19 protein-coding genes are annotated in these 24379 nt (G+C 61.0%); 4 read left to right on the forward strand and 15 right to left on the reverse strand.

All coding sequences use genetic code 11. From position 1 onward, the window contains the following. Positions 1 to 208: 208 nt before the first annotated feature. Complete coding sequence (locus QO231_RS12085; protein WP_316776445.1) at positions 209 to 1969, forward strand: sigma-54-dependent Fis family transcriptional regulator; 1761 nt, start codon at positions 209 to 211, stop codon at positions 1967 to 1969. A 143-nt stretch (positions 1970 to 2112) separates the two neighbouring features. Then, on the forward strand, positions 2113 to 3912 hold the full coding sequence (locus tag QO231_RS12090) for an NAD(P)/FAD-dependent oxidoreductase (RefSeq protein ID WP_316776447.1): 1800 nt from the start codon (positions 2113 to 2115) through the stop codon (positions 3910 to 3912). Positions 3913 to 3991: 79 nt separating this feature from the next. On the opposite strand, the gene QO231_RS12095 is transcribed toward QO231_RS12090, so the two are convergent. From QO231_RS12095 to QO231_RS12110, 4 genes are all read right to left on the reverse strand, one after another. Beyond that, a complete protein-coding gene (locus QO231_RS12095) occupies positions 3992 to 5944 on the reverse strand; it encodes an alkaline phosphatase D family protein (RefSeq protein WP_316776450.1) in 1953 nt (650 codons plus the stop codon). Beyond that, a complete protein-coding gene (locus QO231_RS12100) occupies positions 5941 to 8364 on the reverse strand; it encodes a hypothetical protein (protein WP_316776452.1) in 2424 nt (807 codons plus the stop codon). The genes QO231_RS12095 and QO231_RS12100 overlap by 4 nt, the downstream gene beginning before the upstream one ends. Before the next feature lie 218 nt (positions 8365 to 8582). After that, positions 8583 to 9758: a calcium-binding protein gene (locus QO231_RS12105; RefSeq protein WP_316776453.1), complete on the reverse strand. Its 1176-nt coding sequence runs from the start codon at positions 9756 to 9758 to the stop codon at positions 8583 to 8585. A gap of 96 nt (positions 9759 to 9854) precedes the next feature. Next, positions 9855 to 10505, reverse strand: a complete 651-nt coding sequence (locus QO231_RS12110; RefSeq protein WP_316776455.1) for a TIGR02453 family protein — start codon at positions 10503 to 10505, stop codon at positions 9855 to 9857. Between the two features lie 173 nt (positions 10506 to 10678). Between QO231_RS12110 and uvrA the strand changes: the two genes are divergently transcribed. Then, complete coding sequence (gene uvrA, locus QO231_RS12115; protein WP_316776458.1) at positions 10679 to 13561, forward strand: excinuclease ABC subunit UvrA; 2883 nt, start codon at positions 10679 to 10681, stop codon at positions 13559 to 13561. A gap of 12 nt (positions 13562 to 13573) precedes the next feature. On the opposite strand, the gene QO231_RS12120 is transcribed toward uvrA, so the two are convergent. Beyond that, a complete protein-coding gene (locus QO231_RS12120) occupies positions 13574 to 13921 on the reverse strand; it encodes an excinuclease ABC subunit A (protein WP_316776459.1) in 348 nt (115 codons plus the stop codon). A 146-nt stretch (positions 13922 to 14067) separates the two neighbouring features. Here QO231_RS12120 and QO231_RS12125 point away from each other — a divergent pair, with 146 nt between their 5' ends. Then, complete coding sequence (locus QO231_RS12125; protein WP_316776461.1) at positions 14068 to 14658, forward strand: VOC family protein; 591 nt, start codon at positions 14068 to 14070, stop codon at positions 14656 to 14658. A 111-nt stretch (positions 14659 to 14769) separates the two neighbouring features. Here QO231_RS12125 and QO231_RS12130 read toward each other — a convergent pair whose 3' ends face one another. The 10 genes from QO231_RS12130 to QO231_RS12175 form a co-directional block, all read right to left on the reverse strand. Beyond that, on the reverse strand, positions 14770 to 15642 hold the full coding sequence (locus QO231_RS12130; RefSeq protein WP_316776464.1) for a helix-turn-helix transcriptional regulator: 873 nt from the start codon (positions 15640 to 15642) through the stop codon (positions 14770 to 14772). After that, entirely contained in the window at positions 15639 to 15770 is a 132-nt protein-coding gene (locus QO231_RS12135; RefSeq protein WP_316776466.1) for a hypothetical protein, read from the reverse strand. Before QO231_RS12135 ends, QO231_RS12130 begins: the two co-directional genes overlap by 4 nt. Next, positions 15767 to 17098, reverse strand: a complete 1332-nt coding sequence (locus QO231_RS12140; protein ID WP_316776469.1) for a c-type cytochrome — start codon at positions 17096 to 17098, stop codon at positions 15767 to 15769. Before QO231_RS12140 ends, QO231_RS12135 begins: the two co-directional genes overlap by 4 nt. A gap of 2 nt (positions 17099 to 17100) precedes the next feature. Beyond that, the gene (locus tag QO231_RS12145) at positions 17101 to 18354 is read right to left on the reverse strand and encodes a formate dehydrogenase subunit gamma (protein ID WP_316776472.1); all 1254 of its coding nucleotides are present in this window, start codon (positions 18352 to 18354) and stop codon (positions 17101 to 17103) included. Positions 18355 to 18438: 84 nt separating this feature from the next. Continuing rightward, on the reverse strand, positions 18439 to 19032 hold the full coding sequence (fdh3B, locus tag QO231_RS12150; RefSeq protein ID WP_316776474.1) for a formate dehydrogenase FDH3 subunit beta: 594 nt from the start codon (positions 19030 to 19032) through the stop codon (positions 18439 to 18441). A gap of 12 nt (positions 19033 to 19044) precedes the next feature. Beyond that, positions 19045 to 22089: a formate dehydrogenase subunit alpha gene (locus tag QO231_RS12155; protein ID WP_316776476.1), complete on the reverse strand. Its 3045-nt coding sequence runs from the start codon at positions 22087 to 22089 to the stop codon at positions 19045 to 19047. Positions 22090 to 22226: 137 nt separating this feature from the next. After that, complete coding sequence (locus QO231_RS12160) at positions 22227 to 22418, reverse strand: ubiquinol-cytochrome c reductase iron-sulfur subunit N-terminal domain-containing protein (RefSeq protein ID WP_316776479.1); 192 nt, start codon at positions 22416 to 22418, stop codon at positions 22227 to 22229. A 59-nt stretch (positions 22419 to 22477) separates the two neighbouring features. Continuing rightward, a complete protein-coding gene (locus QO231_RS12165; RefSeq protein ID WP_316776481.1) occupies positions 22478 to 23089 on the reverse strand; it encodes a TorD/DmsD family molecular chaperone in 612 nt (203 codons plus the stop codon). After that, positions 23090 to 23671 carry a DUF3306 domain-containing protein gene (locus QO231_RS12170; protein ID WP_316776483.1) on the reverse strand — a complete coding sequence of 194 codons (582 nt, stop codon included), beginning with the start codon at positions 23669 to 23671 and terminating at the stop codon, positions 23090 to 23092. Next, the gene (locus QO231_RS12175; protein WP_316776486.1) at positions 23668 to 24225 is read right to left on the reverse strand and encodes a DUF3305 domain-containing protein; all 558 of its coding nucleotides are present in this window, start codon (positions 24223 to 24225) and stop codon (positions 23668 to 23670) included. The genes QO231_RS12170 and QO231_RS12175 overlap by 4 nt, the downstream gene beginning before the upstream one ends. Positions 24226 to 24379 lie beyond the last annotated feature (154 nt).

Raw genomic sequence — 24379 nt, forward strand, 5'->3', positions numbered from 1 at the left:
CCGAAGAAACGAGGCCACCCTGTTGCAGGCCACGGCCGGAGGAATCCGTTGTCGGGGCGCGGTGACAAGCCGCCAGTAGAAACCTGGGCGGCGCGCGCGCCGGGTGCAGCAGCAGGAAAATGCTGCGCGGATTGTTCGACCTTTTGGCGCGTCGTGTTTTCGGCGTCTCTGTGGTAATCCTCGTGTGCAGAGGCTTTGAACGGACGATATGATCGCACGCCAACACGTCGAAGAAATCGAACGCGTTCTGGATGGACGCGCGACCGGACGTGACTGTCAGGTGTCCGCGTCATGGAAGCGCTGTGTCGAGCTTTACGGAATGGATCCGACACGGGCGGACCCGGCGCACATTGTCACGGAGGCCGAACTGCGTGACCACCGGATGCAGGCCGAGCGGATGATTGCATCGGCGCGATCAGGTCTACAAAATCTCTTTCGGCAAGTCGCCCGTCAGAACTATACGGTTCTGCTCACCGACGCCAAAGGGGTCTGCGTCGATTTTTTCGGAGATCGAGATTTCGAGGACGATTTGCGCGGCTCGGGGCTCTTCATGGGGGCGGACTGGTCGGAGCAACTTGCCGGAACCTGTGCGGCGGGCGCGTGCATCGTGACCGGAGAACCGGTGACGATTCATCAGGACGATCATTTTGGCAATGCCCACACGGCGCTGTCCTGCACGGCGGCACCGATCTACGACAGTATGGGCCAGCTGGCGGCGGTGCTGGACATCTCGCTGCTGCAATCACCGTCTCCGAAATCCAGTCAGAACCTGGCGATGAGCCTTGTCACGGCTTCGGCCCGGCGGGTCGAAATGGCCAACCTGATGGCGCAGAGCCGGCGCGAATGGGTGTTGCGCCTGTCCGCAAGCCCCGAATTTCTTGACGTCGATCCCGAGGCGGCCGTCACGCTGGATGGCTCGGGCCGGGTGATCGGATTTACCCGTGCCGCCGGAAAGCTGTTCGGTGGCGCGGATGGCGCGCTTTTGGGGCAGCGGATCGATTCCCTTCTCGACCTGTCGGTGGAGGATTTGCCAGACCTGATGCGCGACAGACCCACGGAGGATCGTGTCATCAATATGCCGGATGGTGGCGCGCTCTTCGGTCATGCGATTGCTCCGCAGGCCCCGAAATCACCCCGAGAGGTGACTGGTCGTTTGCGTATGCGGGGCGGGCCACTGGACGCCCTGGCCGGAAGCGACCCGGTAATGCAGCGCCTGTTGTTGCAGGCCGAACGCCTGGCCACCACGGCCGTGCCGTTGGTCTTGTCCGGAGAAACGGGCGTCGGGAAACTGCGATTGGCACGCGCGCTGCACGTGAGCAGCGGCAAGGACCACAGCCTGATCACCTTGGAATGCGCGGCGCAAACCCCGGACCGGCTGATTGACGCCTTGAGTCCGCCGGGCACCGCGGGCGCGACGCTGGTCCTGCGCCGGGTCGAGGAATTGCCGCGCGACGCACAGGCAGTGTTGACGGCGCTGTTGGACGAGCGCCCCGGACTGCGCGTTCTGACGACGAGCTGTGTCGATCTCGGGCAGGCGGTCCGCGACGGCGGGTTCCACAAGCCGTTGTTCTACAGGCTTTCCGGCGCGACACTGGTTCTGCCGCCCCTGCGCAAGCGGCAAGATCTGGGCTGGTTGGTAGATCGATTGCTGCGCCGTCGGGCACCGGATGATCTGCGCCTGTCTCCCGCAGCGCGCGCCGACCTGACCGGCCGCGCATGGCCCGGCAATCTGCATGAACTGGAGCGTGTTCTGGACGTGGCTGCTGCGCTTTGCGACGGGCGGGTGATCGACCTGCCCGATCTGCCGCCACCTGCAGAGACGGGGGCCGAACCGTCAGGTGAGGACTCGCTGGAAGAGGTATTGGAGGCTTGTGGTTGGAACATGGCCCGGGCCGCGCGGCGGCTGGGTGTCAATCGGTCGACTGTGATGCGCCGAATGCGCCGGGCCGGGGTGATCCCACCCGGTTGAACAGCCGTGTTGCGCGCTGTTGCGCATGCAACGCCGGTTCAGCATTTCCGCGATCCTGTCGCGGACTCCTGTGATGACGCTGGCGCAAGCCGCCTTGCCTGAAGGATAACTGTGAACGAAGACGCGCATGAGGAGGATACGCGATGCTCGATACGACCGTGACAACCCGCACGCAGGAAGTGCTGGACAGCTTGAACGAAGGGTTTGCCGCCGGAGACGTTGACCGGATCAAGGCACTGTTTGCCACCGACAGCTATTGGCGAGACCTGGTGGCGGTCACCTGGAACCTGAAGACGGCAGAGGGACCGGATCAGATCGGCGACATGCTGGGCAGCCAGCTGGAGGCGGTGAAACCTTCGGACTTTAAACTGCAGGATGGCGAAGTACCCACCGAAGAGGATGGGATCATCACCGCGTGGATCACGTTTGAAACCGGCGTGGGGCGCGGTTGGGGTCTGATCCGTCTGAAGGAAGACGGCATCTGGACGTTGTTGACCGCGTTGCAGGAACTGAAGGGTTTTGAGGAACCGCGCGGCACGCGGCGACCGATGGGCGCCGAACATGGCGCGGACAAGAATCGCGCCACCTGGAAAGAAGAGCGCAAGTCCGAAGCCGAGACGCTTGGCTATGACACCCAGCCATATACCGTGATTGTCGGCGGCGGGCAGGGCGGTATCGCCCTGGGTGCGCGGTTGCGTCAGCTGGGCGTCCCGACCATCGTTCTGGACAAGCATGACCGCCCCGGCGATCAGTGGCGCAACCGCTACAAGTCGCTCTGCCTGCACGATCCAGTCTGGTACGATCATCTCCCTTACATCAAGTTTCCGGACAACTGGCCGGTCTTTTCGCCCAAGGACAAAGTGGGCGACTGGCTGGAAATGTACACCAAGGTGATGGAGTTGAACTACTGGACCCGCTCGGAGGTGACAAAGGCCAGCTTTGACGAGGCGGCCAATGAATGGACGGTCGAGGTCAACCGGGACGGCGAGACGGTTGTCCTGAAACCAACGCAACTGGTGCTTGCCACCGGCATGTCGGGCAAGGCCAATTTTCCGGAATTCCCCGGAATGGATGATTTCAAGGGCACCATCCAGCATTCCTCGCAACATGCCGGCCCCGATGACTGGGTGGGCAAGAAAGTTGTCGTCGTTGGCTCCAACAACTCGGCGCACGACATTTGCGCGGCGCTTTGGGAACACGATGTCGATGTAACCATGGTGCAGCGCTCTTCGACACATATCGTTCGGTCCGAAACGCTGATGGATATCGGGCTTGGTGGGCTCTATTCCGAACAGGCAGTAGCAAATGGCATGACCACCGATAAGGCCGACATGATCTTTGCGTCGCTGCCGTACAAGATCCTGCACGAATTTCAGATCCCGCTCTATGAACAGATGCGCGAACGCGACGCCGACTTTTACGCGGGTCTGGAAAAGGCCGGGTTCGAACTGGATTGGGGCGATGATGGTTCGGGCCTGTTCATGAAATACCTGCGCCGAGGCTCCGGATACTACATCGACGTGGGGGCCAGCCAGCTGATCATCGACGGCGAGGTCAAGCTGGTGAAGGGACAGGTCGATCACTTCGAGGCGGATGCGGTCGTGCTTGCGGACGGCACCCGGCTCGAGGCGGATCTGGTGGTGATGGCCACCGGTTATGGCTCGATGAACGGCTGGGCCGCGGATCTGATCAGCCAGGAGGTCGCGGACAAGATCGGCAAGGTCTGGGGGCTTGGCTCTGACACCACCAAGGACCCCGGCCCCTGGGAGGGCGAACAGCGCAATATGTGGAAGCCGACGCAGCAGCAGAACCTCTGGCTGCACGGCGGCAACCTGCACCAGTCGCGACACTATTCGCTCTACCTCGCACTGCAACTCAAGGCGCGGCTCGAAGGGTTGGATACGCCGGTTTACGGGCTGCAGGAGGTCCACCATCTGCGGTGACATGGCGCCGCGCGCCCCGGGCTATTGCTCGGGGTGCGACAGGGAAAGATCGGAAACACATGGCAGATGAGGTGTCATGTCACCCGTCGATGATCTCAAACCCACCCTGTGGCCTGATGATCAGCTTGCGGTCACGTTTGCCCAAGGGTTCGGAATCGCCCGTGTTGTACACATGCAGGTGCAGCGTGATTTGTGTCTCGCGCGCCTCGATGGACAGGAAATTGCGAAAACTGCCTTCGTGCCACAGACGCTGAACCGCGCCGAAGTCACCACCCGTGTCCAGAAAACCCAACTTGCCGTCGACACTCAACAAATCAGCGACGCTGCCCGACATCGACGGGCGATTGGTGAGCGCGGAGGAGGTGACCTGAAAGATCGGTTTCGAAAAACCCTCGGGTTGGGCGGCAAAGGCGTTCGAGATATGGATATCGCCCGAGAGGTTGATGATTTCGATATCCGGGCGGGCGGTGTGCAATTCGCGTAGAATGTCGATCAGCCGCAGCAACTGGCGACGGTTGCCGGGTGAATGCCAGCTGTCGCGGATATCGTCGCGCACATTCTTGCCGGTATCGGTGGCTGTCAATTCAAGCTCGGAGGCCAGCGCTTCGATCACGTCATTCACGTAGATGAACGGCACGCTGTTTCCGAGCAACAGGTATCGCACGCCGGGGAGCGCCCGGATGTGCCTGCAATAGCGTCGGAAATCGTCGAGCTGCTGATCCGAGATCACTTCGCCCGGATTGTGCCAGCGGTAGAGCTCCAGCAGTTCCTTTTCGATGGCGACCGTGGCTGCGGTGCCACCTGCGGCGGCGGCGATTGCCGAAGGCGCGCCGCCGGTGGCCAGAATGCCGGTCACTCCGATGAGGATCGATGCAAAAAGCGGGATGTCGGGCGGCAGGGGAACATCGTCGCCGTATCTGCGATTGTTGCGTCCGTCAAAGACAAAGGCCGCGACCGGCGCGTCGACATAGGCATAGTGGTTGTCGATGGCGATGTTGCGGCCGGATTCACTGCGAACCCGTGTGTTCCATGAAAACAGATACTCTTCGGCGGCCTGGCTGGCGATGCCCTTCATGGCCTTGTTCTCTTCCTTGAAATCGGCTGTGGCACTGCCATAGCCGTCGCGGATTTCGTGGTCGTCCCACATCGCGATATGGGGATAGTTGCGCATGAGCGCCTGCATCTCCGGAAAGCTCCAGTGATGGCGATAGCATAGCCGGAAGAGTGACAGCAGATCCTTGCGCAAATCCCAGTTGTTGTGCCAGCCAACCTTGTCATAGACCTGCTTCACAAAGTTCAGAGATCCGGTGCCATCGGAATAGATGGTGTCGCCCAGGGCCCAGACCCGATGCGGATCGAACCCCTCGGTCAGCGACTGGATCCACTGCAGGATCTCGCGGACATCACCTTTGACCGCCGGATTGCCGTTGCGCGCTTCATAGGGCTGATGGCAGGACCAGGCGATTGTGCGCGACACTTCAGTATCCAGTTCCTCTGAAAACCGGATGTGCCCTTCGGCGGCGGCGCGGGTCTCGAAAATGAGATGCGACAGCGCGCCGTCATTTGCGGCGGACAGGGCCAGTGATGCAGCGGGCCAGCCCTCCAGCATTCCGTCTCCGGGTTGCTGCAAGAGATCCCGAATCTCGTAATCCGCGTCCTCGGTATCGGCAAATGTCGTCTTGACCAACCGCCAGTCCCATTCGTGATGTACACGCTGTTCGGGCGGTATGCGGAACTCCAGAACCTTGGGGGCGCTGTTGAAGTTGGGGAAATGCACGGCTTCAGTGAGTACGTTCTCGGGCGACATCCCCTTGCTTGGGTACAAGAGAAACAGAAACCGCCCGCCGTATTTGGGGCGCAGCATGAAGGTGCGACGCCATGCACCGGTTCGCCCGACAACGGCGATATCCTGCAGCCGGTTGGGATACTTCACCGGAGCAAGCGTTGCGGTCGCGCTTTCAACCACACCGTCTTCCGGCGTCGGGGCAATTGTCGGGTGGCCGGCGTCCGCGCTGCTGGCTGAACCGCTCACGATTCAAGAAACGTTGTCTTGCTCAGGACAGCTTCCAGGTGGCGACCCAGAACAAGTTCGGAGTCATAGGCATCCAGCGTCAGCTCCTGAATGTCAGCCTCGTTCATGCGCTCCGTCATGGTATCGACCTTGTCGCGCTGAAGGTCGACATAGGTTTTGACCTTGGCAAACAGCTGCTTCCAGTTGGTGTCGAGCGTATTGCTGACCGCTTCGAAAAACGCGTCTTCGGAGCCTTCATGAATCGGGAGAAAAAACCGGACCGCAACCACGTTGAGAAAGTGGAAAGGAGACAGCCCGTCCGCCGCGAGGTGTTCGGGCTTGGCCGGTTCGGGTTGTATCTGCGCGCGATCCCAGTTGATGCAGGTTTTGATAATGCCGTGATAATAGGACCAGTTCTTGCCATTCCCGAACATCTGCCGCATCAGCGCGATAAAGGTGTACTCGCGCAGTTCGGCCGGATTGTCTGCATACCGACGGATCAGTTCTTCCTTTTTCAGCCGGGCATATCGCTTGGCCTGCGCCTCGACCGCCGACCGCCGTGCGGGGTTCAGCTGGCCGACGGTGTTCATGTAATCCTCAAGTTGCTGAAGATACGAAGCCGTGTATTTGAACTTGTTCACCGTGACACGGACCCAGACCCAGCTCGGGTTCCAGCCCCAGGGTTCCTCGTGTACCTTAAGCGTGGTCTCGATCGTGATATGAGAGTTCGGCACATATTCCTTAACGACTGGAGGCAAGATGTCGTACTGATCGGCGTCGAGTTCGTTTTCGTCCCATTCGGATTCCTGAATCAGTTCGTACGTCACGTTGTCGTCCAGAAAGTAGCCTTGAGCCTTGTCCTGATCGCGCAACGCGATTGTTACCAGATAGGTGAATTCGGTGTCGTCCTCGATGTCATCTCCCGAGATTTTCTTGGCATCTCCCGGGACGGGCGCAAACCCCTCATAGGTCGGCAGCGGTTCGGCCGGATCGGTCACATGGTTTTCGACGACATAGTCTGATCGAACCTGCGCCTCATAGTCGTTGATGGTCTGGCGAAGCATGCCGTAGGGGTTCTTGATCCGTGGGCACCAGACAGCGCCGATCCCATCCAGGAAATGCGTGACCTGGACTGATGAAAAGACCTCGAACGAAACTTCGGTTGTCGCAAAGTTGGTGTCGTTTCCGCGCGTCTTGTATTCACGCACGCTGGATGCACCAACTGTCGAAGACGATATGGTCGTTGCGGCATTGGTTTCGGATATCTCGCTCAGGGTCTGTTCGATGATGGTGCGTTTTTCACCCTTTGAGTTGTCCTTTTCATATCCCTGTTCGCTCATGGTCTGGCCGAGGTTTGAGCCAAAGTCATGAAGGGTGCCGAGCTTTTCGCGAATTTGGTTGGAGATCAGCATGTTCTGGCCGCTTGTCCGGGCGGATTGAGATGCGCTGATATCGAATGTTTGCGATGTTGTGCTCTGGCTGTCCGTCAGTGTCAGCTCGCTGTTGGGTGCAACCGAGTTGACGGACAGCGGCCCGCGAAATTTGGGTGGCGAGAGCAGGATTTCGACCCTCTCGCGGCGCAGGAATGCCCATTCGCGGCTATCCACGATCGGCGCATCGTCATAGGTCGCCACCCCCATGAGCATATCGAGTTGGGCGACTGAGTCAGCAACCGAGGCGGCGACCCGATCCTGCAAGGCACTGTTAGCCTTGGCGACTTTCGCGACCGGAGACAGCGACCGATCATGCGCCAGCGCGTCCACGGTTACGGATTTCGAGACCGAACTGATAAAGGCACTGGCTTCGCTTTCGGGTGCCGGTGCGGCTTCGATGATTGCGCTAAGCCGCCCCATTGGATCCATATCGACAAGTTCATCGTTGATATCGCCCTTGTCATCCAGCAGCCTGCCAGTCGCGACCAGCCGGTCAATGACCGGGTTGGATTCACGGAAGATCCCCAGAATATCGCGGTCGCTCTCGGATTGAAGCCCGATCCTCAGGTCGGCCATCGGAGAGGCGGCCACCACGCCACCCGCAGGGGCAGCGGTGGGTCTATCCGGCAACCGCCGAACGTTGTTCATCAGAACGCGGGGACCGATCATGCGTCGTTCGTCAGATGTAGGAACGCGGCGCACAATGGCAGGATCGGTGTTGACACCGGGGGCCGTGTGGCCGGTGGTTACCATCGCACCCAGTGCGAGGCTCTGAAGATCCGGTTTGACCTTCCACGTCGCCTTGTATGTCGCCACCATGTTGAGCAGGACGAGTGTGCGGTTCATGTACCAGAGGCGTCGGCGGGCGGCCTTCTTGATGTACGCGTAGGACAGGGGCCCCAGACGCGGGATCAGTGTATAGGATTGATACTCTGTGACGATCTTGTTGGGATCCGTTAGCTCGGTCGGAAATACGTCGTTGGAAATGGTACTGTGGATGGTCGTCATAAGCGCCTCCATCGAAAATTAGATTGGGCCAAAATCGTGGCCGAACGGTCTGAAACTATGGAGCATGATAGCAAATAAAGGGCTGCGGGTACATCCTCGGTTGAACTCCAAGGCCGCGTTGCCACTTGCAGGGGTCTGAATTGCGATGACCGGCTTCGGTTTGCAATGTGACAACGGATCGGGTGCGGGATCAATGCCGCGCCGCGCTGCTGCGGTGTTCAGATGAAATCGAAATCACTTTCGCCGATGGCCGTCTCGGCCAGACCGCTGAGCGATATCTCGGTCCTGCCATCCAGAGAAATTACCGCATTGCCGCCACCGCCGATGGTGATATCCGCAAAGACCAATCCTTCGATGCGCAGGGTATCGGTTCCGGGCAGGAAATCGGTGATCTCGTCGCGGCCTTCGTTTAGCAGGCCGTCAAACAGGAACACGTCGGCACCACCACCGCCGCTCATCACATCGTTTCCCCTCATGCCTTCCAGCAGATCGTCACCAGCCTGACCTGACAATTCGTCCTGTCCACCGCCACCCCGAAGCACATCGGCGTCGATGCCGCCCCACAGCGTGTCTTGTCCGCCGTTGCCGATCAGCCAGTCCGATCCGCTACCGCCCCGGATCGTGTCGTTGCCGTCACCGCCGATCAGCCGGTCGTCATGTCTCTGACCGTTGAGGAAATCGTCACCATCTTCGCCCTTGATCCTGTCCCGGCCACCATTGCCGTTCACGGTATCGTTGCCGGCGCCCCCAAAAATGGTGTCGCGTCCATTTCCGCCGCTCAGAAGATCGCTATCGCCATAGCCATACAACGTGTCCTTGCCGTGCCCCCCGTCCAGCGTATCCGCCCCGTTGCCGCCCGCGATAAGATCAAACCCGTCTGATCCCGCCACGGTCAGTGCAACAGGGGACAGCGGCGTGTCATCGGAAGCGACATGGTCAAACAGAACGTTTCGGGCGAGTCCGGGGAACGCGCTGAAATCGGGCGAAGCGAGGAAGGTCGCGATGGCCGGAGCGATGTCCAATCCGACAATATGCGCGAGCGTGGTGACGTAGCTATTGCTGTTTTGCCCTTCCAGCGACCCGGTGATGCCAAGACGGTAGTCGATTGTGGTTCCGGCAAAAAAATCGCGCACATTGCCCAGCAGGTTCCACAGATCGGCGGCATCGCGTCCCGAGGGCAGGTCGAGCCTGACCGCGAGACTGTCCACGCCAAACGGGATATCCAGATCCTGTACCGGGCTGACATCCCAATCGCCAAATCCCAGCGATGTCGGCTGGACCTCGATCTCTTTCTCGTCGCCATTGTCAAAACTGTCATCCGCGTCATAGACGAACTGGATATGGCCATAGGAGGTGAACAGCACTTCGTTCGCGACCAGGTAGATTGCAGGCATCCGAAAACCCTTTCGCTAACGGGGGGCGGGGGTGGGTCGTGTATTCGCGCCGATGAATCCTACCGGGCCGCCATTGCCCTGTCAAAACCCGTCACGTCAGAGAACTGGGCGCAAACCTTGCAGCACCGGCGACAGATCGTGGTATGCGGCCTTAAGCGCCGTGAGCGGCGCTGCATGCTCGGTCGCTGCTACATCGCGCCAGAGAACCAGACCTTTGCGGCGCAACAGGTCAGCGTGGCGATGATCCTTTGCATAGGGTGTCGGCACCCGTTTCATTTCTGGCTCGCGCAGCGCCAGACCGGACTCCGCCGCCTGTTCCAGCAGGTTCTGGACCTTGTCGCCGAACGGTCCATCGACCAACTGCCGCCAGTCGAGCAGAACCGGCTTGTCAAAGCCCATGATCCCGCCGCCGACGGTGACGTAATCCGGAGAAATCCCGAAGAACAGTCCGGGTCTCTGCCGGCAATGCAAATCAATGCTCCAGAGCATGTGAAGATGCGTGTGGTATGGTGTCTTGTCCTTGGAAAACCTCACATCACGATGCGCGCGAAACAGCTTGGGTGTCAGGGCCAACCCGGTTTCCCGCCCGATATCATGGGCGATCTGGTCCAGCAGCAGGGTGGCAGGCGCTTTCAGATCGGTTTCATAGCGGGCTTTATGCGCGGTGAACCAATCGCGATTGTTGTTCGCAGCAAGTTCGCCAAGAAAGGCGCGGGCATCGGGAATGAGGCGGGCGAACGGATCCATGACCCTACCCTAGCACATCGCCGGCATGGGATCACCTGCACCGGCATCCCGGCTCGGCATCGTGTGCAGGTTGTATTTCTTGTTCGCGCCATGTTTGTTCTTGCAATGTTCTTCTTTTTCTGTTGGAGACTCAGCCCGAGGTCACTATGTGTTAACCGTGAATCGAGGGCATGATGGCTGAACTGAAGAATATCGAAGTGCGTGGAGCGCGCGAGCACAATCTCAAGAACATCGACGTGGATATTCCGCGTGATCAGTTCGTGGTCATTACCGGCCTCTCCGGCTCGGGGAAATCCAGCCTCGCCTTTGATACGATCTATGCCGAGGGCCAGCGCCGCTATGTCGAAAGCCTGTCGGCCTATGCCCGGCAGTTCCTGGACATGATGGAAAAGCCGGATGTGGATCATATCAGCGGCCTGTCCCCGGCGATCTCCATCGAACAGAAGACCACGTCCAAGAACCCGCGCTCGACGGTTGGTACGGTCACCGAGATCTATGACTATATGCGCCTGCTTTTTGCCCGTGCGGGCACGCCGTATTCGCCCGCCACCGGCCAGCCGATCGAGGCGCAGCAGGTGCAGGATATGGTTGACCGCATCATGGCGATGGAAGACGGCGCGCGGGGCTATCTCCTCGCGCCCATTGTGCGCGACCGCAAGGGCGAATACCGAAAGGAATTCATAGAGTTGCGCAAGCAGGGGTTTCAGCGGGTCAAGGTGGACGGCGAATTTTACGAGATGGACGAGCCGCCGACGCTGGACAAGAAGTATCGCCACGATATCGACGTCGTGGTGGACCGGCTGGTTGTGCGCGAGGGTTTGGAAACCCGCCTCGCCGACAGCCTGCGCACCGCGCTTGACCTGGCCGATGGTATTGCCATCCTGGAAACCGCGCCGCGCGAAGGCGAAGGGGAACGTATCACTTTCAGCGAGAAATTCGCCTGTCCGGTCAGTGGCTTTACCATTCCTGAGATCGAACCCCGGCTGTTTTCCTTCAACGCGCCGTTCGGGGCCTGCCCGGAATGCGATGGGTTGGGCAAGGAACTGTTTTTCGATGAACGTCTGGTGGTGCCGGATCAGAACCTGAAAATCTATGACGGCGCGCTGGCCCCCTGGCGCAAGGGCAAGAGCCCCTATTTCCTGCAAACCATCGAAGCGATCGCCAAGCACTATGAATTTGATCGCAACACCAAGTGGAAAGATCTGCCCGCGCATGTGCAGCAGGTGTTCCTCCACGGCTCGGGCGACGATGAAATCCCGTTTCGGTATGACGAGGGCGGGCGTGTTTATCAGGTGACGCGCGTGTTCGAAGGCGTGATCCCGAACATGGAGCGGCGCTATCGCGAGACCGACAGTAACTGGATCCGCGAAGAGTTTGAGCGGTATCAGAACAACCGCCCCTGCGGCGTTTGCGAAGGCTATCGACTGCGCGAAGAGGCGTTGGCGGTCAAGATCGGCCCTGCCAACGGAAAGAAGGACACTTTGCTGCACGTGGGACAGGTGGTGCAGATGAGCATTCGCGAGGCCTATGCTTGGTGCCAAAGCGTGCCCGAACACCTGAGCAACCAGAAGAACGAGATCGCCCGCGCGATCCTCAAGGAAATCCGGGAACGGCTGGGGTTCCTGAACAATGTCGGGCTGGAATACCTGACCCTGTCGCGCGCCAGTGGCACGCTGAGCGGCGGAGAAAGCCAGCGCATCCGGCTGGCCAGCCAGATCGGCTCGGGTCTTACCGGTGTGCTTTACGTGCTGGACGAACCCAGCATCGGACTGCATCAACGCGACAATGACCGGCTGCTTGGTACGCTCAAGGACCTGCGCGATCAGGGCAACACCGTGATCGTGGTCGAGCATGACGAAGAGGCCATCCGCGAGGCGGATTATGTCTTTGACATCGGCCCGGGCGCGGGTGTGCACGGTGGGCAGGTCGTCGCCAGAGGCGTGCCGGCCGAGATCGCCGCTGACCCGGCGAGCATTACCGGGCAATACCTGTCCGGCACCCGCTCTATCCCGATCCCGGCAAAGCGTCGCAAGGGCAAGAGCAAGTCGGTGAAGGTGGTCAAGGCCACGGGCAACAACCTGAAATCCGTGACCGCCGAGTTCCCGCTGGGCAAGTTCGTTTGCGTGACCGGCGTGTCGGGTGGAGGAAAATCCACCCTGACTATCGAAACCCTGTTCAAGACCGCATCCATGCGCCTGAACGGTGCCCGCCAGACTCCCGCGCCCTGTGAAACCATCAAGGGGCTGGAACATCTGGACAAGGTGATCGACATCGACCAGCGCCCGATCGGGCGCACGCCACGATCGAACCCGGCGACCTATACCGGGGCCTTTACCCCGATCCGCGATTGGTTTGCCGGTCTGCCCGAAGCCAAGGCGCGCGGCTACAAGCCGGGGCGGTTTTCCTTCAACGTCAAGGGCGGGCGCTGCGAGGCCTGTCAGGGCGACGGGCTGATCAAGATCGAGATGCATTTCCTGCCGGACGTCTATGTCACCTGCGAAACCTGCAATGGTGCACGATACAACCGGGAAACGCTGGAAATCCGCTTCAAGGGCAAGAGCATTGCGGATGTCCTCGATATGACGGTCGAGGATGCGCAGGAATTTTTCAAGGCCGTGCCCTCGATCCGCGAAAAGATGGATGCGCTGATGCGGGTCGGGCTGGGCTATATCAAGGTCGGGCAGCAGGCGACCACGCTGTCGGGCGGCGAGGCGCAGCGGGTGAAGCTGTCAAAGGAACTGGCCAAACGGTCGACCGGACGGACGCTCTATATTCTTGATGAACCGACCACGGGTCTGCATTTTGAAGACGTGCGCAAACTGCTGGAAGTGCTGCACGAATTGGTGGAACAAGGCAATTCGGTGGTGGTGATCGAGCACAATCTGGATGTGATCAAGACCGCCGACTGGATCATCGACATAGGTCCTGAAGGCGGTGACGGTGGCGGCGAAATCGTTGCCACCGGCACGCCCGAGAAGGTTGCCGAGGAAACGCGCAGCCACACCGGACGCTACCTGAAACAGATGCTGTCGGGCAAACGGCTGGCGGCGGAGTAGGTCCGCGCCGGTTCAGTTCAGCAATGCAGAGGCGGCCCCGATGAAGTCGAGCACTTCGCGAGTCTGCTGGTTCACGCGAAAGACATTGTCGCCGATCCGGTAATAGGTCTGCCTGGGGTCCAGCCCGTAGCGTCCCGGCCTGTCGACAAGCACGTAGTCACCCGTGACCCGGTCTCCCACCTGATACTGTGGATAGAGTTTCTTGGCCTGTCCCGGTGGAATGCAGGCGGGTGATTTCTTGGCCAGCCCCGGAGGACAGTTTCCTGCATGGTTCATCTTGTCTTTCGCGTCGACGGAAAATGCCGAGGCCAGCAGGGCCACGCAGAAGCCCAGTACAGGGATCACATAGGTCATTCGCATGAAACAGTCTCCTTTCCACTGACATAGGGATGACCATGCCGCACGTCGCGTCCGGTTGATCCGATCGGCAGGTCCTTGCCAAGTCAAGGGTAAGTGACAGGCGGAAAGTCGCGTGACAGTCTGGCGTCAGCAGGGGAGGAACAGACATGCGCAAGTTACAGACCCAAGGGGTGCATCACATCACGCTGACTGGCGTTGATCGGCAGACGACCATCGATTTCTGGGAAGGCGTTCTGGGAATGCCCTTCGTGTTCGATCAGCCCAATCTCGACAATCCGGACGAGGGGCATGTGTATTTTGATCCGGGCGACGGGCGTCTGATCACGGTGTTCACCAACGAGAACCGCAGCGGGACCGCAGACCACACCCCCACCGAGCCGGGCTGTGTGCATCATCTGGCGTTTTCGGTCAGCCAGGCGACATTCTGGCAGGCGGTCGAGCGGCTGGACGAGCGCGGGATCAAGCATTCGGGACCCAAGGATCGCGGGTTCATGGATTCGATCTATTTCAAGGATCCACTCGGGTTACTGATCGAACTGGCGAGTTACCGCTTCGAGCCGCCTTTGGGTTGCAGCCACGCGGATGTGATGATCCGGGCACATCGGCATCGCGTGGCGCGCGGCGATCATCATATCGACCGTATCCATCTCGCGGACGCTCTCGAAGACCTTGTTGTCGCCAGACAGGACAGCCTGTCATCGGATCGGTCAGCCAAGAACCCGTACCGGGCGGATTGAGCGGTTCGGCCTGAGCAGGGCTGAGGGGCGCTGCCCCTCAGACTCCCCGGAGTATTTTTCCAAAGATGAAGAGGCTTGCCTCTTGCAGGTTTGGGCGAGGTGTGTCGGGGGTTATCCGCTGGCACCGTTGTGGTGAACGGTTCCGAGGCCAGTGAGATCATAGCCGGGCAGTTCGGCTGCGCGGGCCGCGCAGGCCGGAGATGCGAGGAAGTGCATCAGCCTTTGCAGGGGGGGCTCGAACCATGCGCGGCGCCAGACCGCGAGGTCGAACCGCTCGACCGCAAGCGGCACGAAGTCGAGGCCATAGAGACCTGCCAATGCGCCCAGCCCAAAGCCCACATCGGCCTTGCCGTCATGGAGTGCGATCGCGAGTTCTTCTTCGGTGCGGGCGCGGGTGGGCAATGGGGTGATGTCCTGCAGGGTCAACCCCGCAGCCGTGAGCCTTGTCTCGAACTCGTGCTGGCTGGCGGCGCTGCTCTGGCGCAGGGCAACGCGGCGGCCTGCCAGATCGGCAAATCCGGAAACCCCCTTGATCGCCGGGGCCAGCAGCAGGCCGCGCTGCCGCTCGGCGATTTCCACAAGGACCACAGGGGCTTCGCCGACCGCCGCGCGCAGCGCCGTGCGGTTCCAGTCGTCGTCTTCACGGATATGCAGCCCGGCCGCCTGGGCCGACCGCGACGCGAGGCGGGTCAGCCCATCGTAGGACCCATCATAGAAGCTGGCGAGTTCCGAGCGGCTTTCGCGCAGGGCCCAGTCGAGCAACGGGTCATGGCTGCCGGCGATAATCGGGGGCAGGGGCGGTTCCGCCATTTGCGGGCCGCTGCGCGAAGCATTCAACCACGCGGTGATTTCGGCGCGGGGAAACAGCAGTTTTCCGACGGCCCGCACACAGGGCACCTCGCCGCTGCCCGCGAGGTCATAGACCTTGCGCTCGCCGATGCGCAACAGATCGGCCAGTTCGCGCGTGGTCAGGTAATCGCTCATTCCCCATCCAATCGGACATCTGGTCCGCTGGTGCGTCGGGCTTCGGAGAAGCCAGTATTGTCCAGGCCGTACCAGGCCAGAATTGCGATCAGCACGATGGCGGCAAAGGCGCTCAGCATGGCTTTCATTTGGTCGGCTCTCCGGCTGTTGCATCGCGCATGTAGGCAATCAGGTCGGCCCGGTCATCCGGGTCGGTGATCCGCTGCATCGGCATCTTGCTTCCTGGAATGTAATGGTCAGGGCCAAGATCGAAAAGCGCATTTATGCTGTCGGCGTTCCAGATGATGTCGGATGTGCTCAGGCGGTCGGAATAGGAATAATCCGAAACGGTCCCGGACGCGCGTCCAAACAGCCTGTAAAGTGATGGCCCCGCGCGCCGGGCGCTGCCGGGGCTGAGGCTGTGGCAGATGGAACATTTTCGGGCGAATTGACGTTCTCCGTTGCTCATTTCGGCAGGGTCTTTCAGATAGTTCTGTTCGGTTCCCGCCATCGGCCCATGTTCTCCCAGGTGCGCCACCGGCCAGCTGTACATCGCCTCGTCGAGTCCTCCGGCGTGAATATTGGCGCCATCGGGAGAAAAGGCCAGCGCCCAGATCGGGCCGTGCAGGGTTGCGCGAAAGTCATGGGCGATGCGCCAGTTCCGCGTGTCGATCACCATGATGTAGCCTTCGCCATCGCCGACCGCGAGAAGGCGCCCGTCACCGGACTGGGCCAATGCGAGGATTGGCCGCCGGTCGAGTGTGAAATCCTGGAGTTCCGCGCCGGTGGTCAGATCAATCACCCGGGTGACACCATCGACCGCACCATAGGCGAGCCAGTTGCCCTCTTCGTTGAGGACCATTTCGTTAATGCCGAAACCATGACTGACGAGGACTTGCCATTGTTCGGCCTGATCCACGTTCCAGACCCTTATCGTGCCATCCACCGATGCCGAGTAGAGCCTGGTGCCATCCTCCGAGAATGCAACGGAATTGACGCCTTGATCGTGACCTTCCAGCAGGATTGACGGGTGCTCGGGCGGCGAATGCGCAGCCTTGGCCCAGGGGGACGGCAGCGGCCACAGACCGATGGTTCCTTCCCAGCTGGCCGACGCGACAAGCCCCGTTGCAGGCGACAGCGCCAGATCGACGATCTTGCCCTCGTGCCGCCCGATCCGCGTGCCAACATCGCTGAGGGTATCCCAGACACGGATCTCGAAATCATCACCGGCTGACACAAGGGTTGCGTCGTCCCAGAATGTGACCGCGTTGATGGCGGCGCGGTGACCTTCCAGCCAATGTGGCGTTTGCCCGGTCCACACGCCGATGGCATTGTCGAAACTGGCCGTTGCGATCTGGCCGGATGGGGAAACCGCGATGCCCATGATCGGCCCGCCGTGGCCTTTGAGGGTAAAAAAGTCCTGCGCCGCTGCCAGTGATGGCAGCAGGACCAGTGCCAGGACCGCCGCGCGCCGCATGTCTACTCGGCAGGGGCGGCGGATCCGGCAGCCGCCTCCTTGGCCTTGACTTCCTGAACCCACAGACCGTGATGTTCGCGCGCCCATTGTTCATCGACTTCGCCGGTGCCCATGGCGTCGAACGCGCCCTCCATGCCGATGCTGCCCAGATAGATATGGGCGAAGATCATCGCCATGAAGACAAAGGCGACAACCGCGTGCCAGAGTTGGGCAAACTGCATTTCTTCCTGCGCGGCCAGTTGTTCGGGCAGCGGTGCCAGGCCAAACCATCCGGGCGCGCCAATATCGTTGATCAGCGCGAATGTCTTGGCAAACATTGGCAGTTCGAATGGGAACAGCAGCGACAGGCCCGAGGCGCTGATCGACAGGCCCAGGATGACGCACCCCCAGAAGATCATCTTTTGCCCGGCGTTGAATTTACGTGCCGGCGGATGCACACCCTTGGAAAACAGCCCGCCGCCCACGGCCAGCCATTTCAGGTCGTGCCTGTTGGGAATGTTGTGCAGCGTCCAGTTCAGGATTACGATGATCAACCCGAGCATGAACGCCCAGGCGACATTGTTGTGGACCCATTTGCTGGCCAGTGCGAGCGTTGCAAACATGTCCTTGCCAAAGAGGGGGATCAGGATTGTACGACCAAAAAGCGTGATCAGCCCGGTCGCACTCAGCACCAGAAAACTGCCTGCAAACAGCCAATGGCCAAACCGCTCAAAGCTGCTGAACCGGGTGATGGTGCGCCCGGTTATTTCTCCGTCAATACGGATGCGGCCACGGATCAGAAAGAACAGCGCCAGCAAGATCAGCGTGCCGCCCAGAAGATATGCGCCGTAGGTGGCCAGCGGGCCTTGCCGCACCTGCAGCCACCACATGCCGCGATCCTGCATGATCACATCGGCGGCCGGGTTGCGCGACGTTACCGTGATATCGGCGCTGCCATAGCGCATAGCGCGGAGCAGTTCGGAATCCGAGCTGCCGCCCAGCGTGCCAAGCTGGGCCGCGATGGCACTGGCGCTGTCGGGATCGCCGGTAGCACTGCGGCGAAATTCGTCGTCGATCTTTTCACCACGCTGGCGGGCCATGATATCGTCAAGCGTCTGTGCCCCGCCGGTGGCGGCGCGTGCATCGGCGTCATCGACTGGAGCAGCGCCGAGGTCAACGGCCAACGGCTCTGTCAGTTGACGGATCGACGCATCCTGTGCGGCGAGCGAAAGCGGCATTAAGAGGCCGACAAGCAGCGTCAGTAGGCGAAAGCGCATATTGCGTGTCCCATCGTCTGTCCAATACCTACAAAAAAAAGGCGCAGGCGGCTCGACAAGGGGCCGCCTGCAACAGCGAAGGGTCTAGCCGCCCTTCTGATCATAGGCTGTGCCCCAACCCCAGGCGCCTGATCCAAAGCCGCGCGCCACGACGCGCTCGCGATAGATTGCCGACACAACGTCACCGTCTCCGGCCAGCAATGCCTTGGTCGAACACATCTCGGCGCAGATCGGCAACTTGCCTTCCGCGATCCGGTTGCGGCCGTATTTGGCGAACTCGGCGGTAGAGTGGTTTTCCTCTGGGCCGCCGGCGCAGAATGTGCATTTGTCCATCTTGCCGCGCGATCCGAAATTGCCCGCTTGCGGATACTGCGGCGCGCCAAACGGGCACGCATAAAAGCAATAACCGCAGCCGATGCACAAGTCCTTGGAATGCAACACCACGCCTTCCTCGGACTGATAGAAACAGTCGACCGGACAGACCGCCATGCATGGTGCATCCGAACAATGCATGCAGGCGACCGAGATCGACCTTTCGCCGGGTTTGCCGTCATTGATGGTGACAACCCGCCGCCGGTTGATGCCCCAGGGCACCTCGTGTTCGTTCTTGCAGGCGGTGACGCAGGCGTTGCATTCGATGCAGCGTTCGGCGTCGCAGAGAAACTTTGCTCTTGCCATGTCTCTTACTCCTTATGCTGCCGAGATCTTGCAGAGAGTCGCTTTGGTCTCCTGCATCTGGGTCACGCTGTCATAGCCATAGGTTTGTGCCGTATTGGTGCTTTCGCCCAGGACGTAGGGGTCGGCTCCGCTTGGGTATTTGTCGCGCAGATCCTTGCCTTCAAAGTGGCCGCCAAAGTGGAACGGCATGAACGCCACGCCCGCACCGACCCGTTCGGTCACCATCGCCATGACCTTGACCCTGGCCCCTTCGGCCCCTTCGACCCAGACCTGAGCGCCGTCACGCACGCCCAGATCATTGGCGTCTCGGGGGTTGATCTCGACGAACATGTCCTGCTGAAGCTCGGCCAGCCAGGGGTTCGAGCGGGATTCATCGCCGCCGCCTTCGTATTCGACCAGTCGACCGGATGTCAGGATCATCGGGTAATCCTTGGCAAAGTCGTTCTTCTGGATCGAGGCATACATCGTCGGCAGACGATAGAACTTGCGGTCCTCATACGTCGGATAATCCGCCACCAGATCGCGCCGCGGGGTGTAGAGCGGCTCGCGGTGCACAGGCACCGGATCGGGGAAGGTCCAGACCACGGCCCGCGCCTTGGCATTGCCGAAGGGCGCGCAGCCATGGGCGATCGCAACCCGCTGGATGCCGCCTGAGAGGTCGGTTTTCCAGTTGATTTTCGAGGCTCTTTCATTGAAGTCGGACGGGAACGGCGACATCGACTGCTCGCCGACCTCTTCGTTCGCGCCCTGTTCACCGCTGGGCTGGGTCAGGTCTGCCGTCGCCGTATCGTCGCCATCGTCGCTTTCGCCAACATTGCCGAGGTCGGCGACACCGGCAACTTCACCGATGATCCGTTTCTCCTCGTTGGTCAGATCGCCATCCCAGCCAAGGTCCACGAGCATCTGATAGGTGAATTCGGGATAGCCGTCCTGAATCTCGGAACCGGCGGAGTAAACCCCATCGGCCAGCAGGTTTTGCCCCTCGCGCTCAACACCAAACCGGGCGCGGAACGTCAGACCGCCCTCCGCCACCGGTTTGGACATGTCATAGAGGTTGGGCGTGCCGGGATGGCCCATTTCGGCAGTGCCCCAGCAGGGCCAGGGCAACCCGTAATAGTCCCCGTCGGCAGGGCCGCCAATCGCCTGAAGCGTCGTACGGTCAAACGTGTGCTGATTGGCCATGTGCAGCTTGATCCGCTCGGGGGATTGGCCCGTATAGCCGATCGTCCAGAGACCCTTGTTGAACTCGCGTGTGATGCTTTCAACGTTGGGCGTTTCGGGGTCTTCCATCTCGATATTTCGGAAGAGCCGGTCGGCCCAGCCGAACTTGGTGGCGAGTTTGGCCATGATGACCTCGTCCGGCAGGCTTTCAAACAGCGGAGACACCACACGATCACGCCACTGGAACGACCGGTTGGATGCGGTCACCGAGCCTCGTGTTTCAAACTGCGTGCAGGCCGGCAGCAGGTAGACGCCGTCGGTGCGGTCATGCATCACGGCGGATACCGTCGGATAGGGATCGACCACGACCAGCATATCGAGCTTTTCCATCGCCGTCTTCATTTCCTTGCCACGCGTCTGGCTGTTGGGCGCGTGGCCCCACAGCACCATGGCCCGAACCTTGTTCGGCTGGTCCATGTTGTCGACGTCTTCCAGCACACCGTCGATCCAGCGGCTGACCGGAATACCGGTCAGGTTCTGCAGTGACGTTTCCTTGCCGTCCGCATCGGTGCCGCTGGCGAACTGCGCCTTGAGCCACTCCGGGTCTTCCTGCCAGACACGCGCCCAGTGCGCCCAGGCGCCTGCGGACAGACCATAGTAACCCGGCAGCGTATGAGACAGCACGCCCAGATCGGTCGCACCCTGAACATTGTCGTGGCCGCGGAAGATGTTGGTGCCGCCGCCCGATGTGCCCATGTTGCCAAGCGCCAGTTGCAGGATGCAATAGGCGCGCGTGTTGTTGTTGCCGTTGGTGTGCTGGGTGCCACCCATGCACCAGATCACGGTGCCGGGCCGGTTGTTGGCCATCGTGCGTGCCACCCGGCGCAGCTGGCTGCCCGGTGTGCCGGTCACACGTTCGACTTCTTCGGGGGTCCAGTTGGCGACCTCCTCACGGATCTGGTCCATCCCCCAGACACGGGTGCGGATGAATTCCTTGTCCTCCCAGCCGTTCTCGAAGATGTGCCAGAGAATGCCCCAGACCAGCGCAACGTCTGTGCCCGGCCGGAAACGTACATATTCATCCGCATGCGAGGCCGTGCGGGTGAAGCGCGGATCGCACACGATCAGGGGCGCGTTGTTCTGTTCCTTGGCCTTGAGAAGGTGCACCAGCGACACGGGATGCGCCTCGGCCGGGTTGCCGCCGATGATGAAAATCGCCTTGGAATTGTGGATGTCGTTGTAAGAGTTGGTCATGGCGCCGTAGCCCCATGTGTTCGCAACCCCCGCAACCGTGGTCGAATGGCATATTCGGGCCTGGTGATCGACGTTGTTGGTGCCCCAATAGGCGGCGAACTTGCGGAACAGGTAGGCCTGTTCGTTGTTGTACTTGGCCGAGCCGAGCCAATAGACACTGTCGGGGCCGCTTTCCTCGCGGATCTGCATCATGCCATCGCCGATCTCGTCGATCGCCTGTTCCCAGCTGATGCGCTTCCACTCACCGCCTTCTTTTTTCATCGGATACTTGAGGCGGCGCTCGCCATGGGCGTGCTCGCGGACCGCGGCGCCCTTGGCACAATGTCCGCCCAGATTGAACGGGCTGTCCCAGCCGGGTTCCTGCCCGATCCAGACACCGTCCTGCACTTCGGCAATCACGGAGCAGCCGACAGAGCAATGGGTGCAGACTGATTTTATCGTCTCGACCGCGTTGCCCGCAGCGGTCTGGGCGGTGGCCGGGGTCACGGTGCCGCCTGTGGCGCTGATGGCAGCGAGGCCGCCGATGGCAAGGCCCGAACCGCGCAGGAACGCACGGCGATCGACAGATTTCTCTGTCACGTCGGACAGGATACTTGTCCGCTGAGGGCGTCGCGCAACCCCGTTGGTCTTTTTCCTAAGCATGTTCATTTCCTTCCGTGCTGGCCAAGCGGTGGCTGGCTGGGTGTCCTTGATCCGGCGTCAGGGCGTCATGCCACCGTCTGCCTTGGGGATGCCGTCCGGTTGAGGTTGCCGGGCGCAGTCGTGGTAACTAGCCGGCCTCAGAAACGGGCCGAGTCGAGATAGGCGCGGGTGTGCGCGGTGTCCTGAATGCGGGTCTCGTCGACCGGCAGCGCGGCTGCCTCGGCCTCGGACCCGCCCAGGGCGGCGGCGGCAACGGCAGCGGGCGCTGCGGTTCCGGCCAGTTTCAGGAAATCGCGGCGACTGGTGCCGTCTTCCTTGGGATTGCTCATCTGAGTGTCTCCTTTGCGTTGTGCGGTTTGCCCCGGTGCCGGGACGGTGAAGGGCGGGGCTATCCCGCAGTCATTCTGAAGCCATCGCGCTCGATCTCCATGAATACCCGACCGGCGGTGCCGACCGAGGCATAGAGAACCGAATGCTCGGCGGCCTCCAGATCCGAAAAGAAATGCCCGGCCCAGGGGCCAATATGGCGCATCCAGAAGGTCTTCTGGTCCTCCAGCGTTGCCGGCGCGCCGAAACGACCGACGATCATCCCCGCCATCATTTCCATCAGGCTGGCGATGTTGTCTTCGGGTTCATAGACGTTGGGAGCGCGAGTGATGCCACGCGCCGCCATGTCACCGCGCAATTGCGCCAGTGGCTTTTCGTTGAGGAAACCGGTGAGATAGTAGCTGGCATAGGGCAGCAGTTCACCGCGCCCGAGACCGATGAAGAGGGCGTTGAACTCGCGTTCCGCAGCCGCAGGCCTGGTGACCCTGGCAACGCGCGCCATGCCACCGATTGCCTGACCCAGATCGGTGCTATCCCCGCTGAGAGCGGCCACCTGATCGAGCACGATCTGATCGGGCGGCCCTGCCAGCAGGAGACCGAGGAAATTGTAGAAATCCGCGCGCAACCGGTCTTCGGCAGTAACGTTGGTTGCGGTTTCGGATGCAATGTTCATTCAGGCTCTCTCGCTCGCGGTCTCTTGGGGAAAGTCAAAACGCATGCGGTGCGGTGCGGGCTGGGCGACAGTCTCTTCGGGGTCCCCGGTGGGGACCGCCTCTTCGCCTGTGTCGGCTGCGTGTGCAGCCTCTGCCGCGATGTCGATTTCTTCAATGGGTTCAGGGATGGCTTCGGGCTCTTCGCGAGCGGCTTCGGCAGCCATCGTCTCGATGTGACTCAGCATGCCTTTGCCGACCTGGTAGGCGGATTGCAGGTTCTCTATCACCGTCGCACTGTCGGTGAAGTCTTCACCGTAGTCGACCAGCCCGTCCACATTTGCCAAAACCGGGTTGAGCCGCCAGAACCGGCGCAGTGCCCGACGCCGCAGACGGTCCGGCACGAGATGGTCCATGAACGCGCTGATGTTGTCGTCGGCGCTGAGCGTGTCGGGATCGGGAAGGTTCAACTCTTGCAGTATCTCGACGTCCTCACGCGCCTCCAGAGCGGCGCGCTTCGATTCGAATTCGGCCTCTGTGTCGGCACCTGCTTCGGCTTCGACCGCTGCCCGGCGCCGGGACCAGAAATCGCGATCACCGGTCATAGCACCCCCCGATTGGGCGTCCTGTAGACGTCGGAGGCCTGCCGAATGCGTGCATCACCCTTGCCATCTTCCTGCAGATCGATCCTCTCGCGGTTGCGGCGGCGTTTCACGAAAGCTTCGTGTTCATGATGGGCCAGTGCGAAATCCCGCACCCAGGCGACAAGCCCTTGGGGCATGGGCACCTTTTCGACGATATCGTCGCCGTTGTCCGCATAGTCCTGACCTTCGTAGGGCGATGCGGTCAGCAGGAGCATGGAGAGCGGCGCATCCACCGGGCCTTCGTCGCGCATCACCGCGTATACGGACGGCGAACTGTCGGAGAGGTTGGCGAGGTACGCTTCGGTATCGGTGGCCCAGAGCGTCAGCGGCAGGGTGGCCGCATGGTACTCCACCGCATCCCCTTCGCGGCGCAACTCAACCCAGTGTGCGGGCGCAGCGCCGGGAAGAACGGCAACCGCCGACCAGTTCCATTTCGCCCAACGGGTCACGCCCGGCGTCTTGCGAACCACGACCCCAAGGGGCATCTCGATCTTTTGTCCGGCAGTTTTTGCCACGTTTCCTCCCACGCGCATCTTGCGACTATGGGGTAGAATTGAGTTTTCGCCAAGTTTTTTGGGTGGGATCCTGTGCGGAATTAAGACCAAAGTCGTAGGTGGGCGGTGCCGGGTGCAAAGAAGCGGGCGAAAACCCTGACGTTCCAATGCATGA

Source organism: Sedimentitalea todarodis, from assembly GCF_032595355.1.
Lineage (GTDB): Bacteria > Pseudomonadota > Alphaproteobacteria > Rhodobacterales > Rhodobacteraceae > Sedimentitalea > Sedimentitalea todarodis.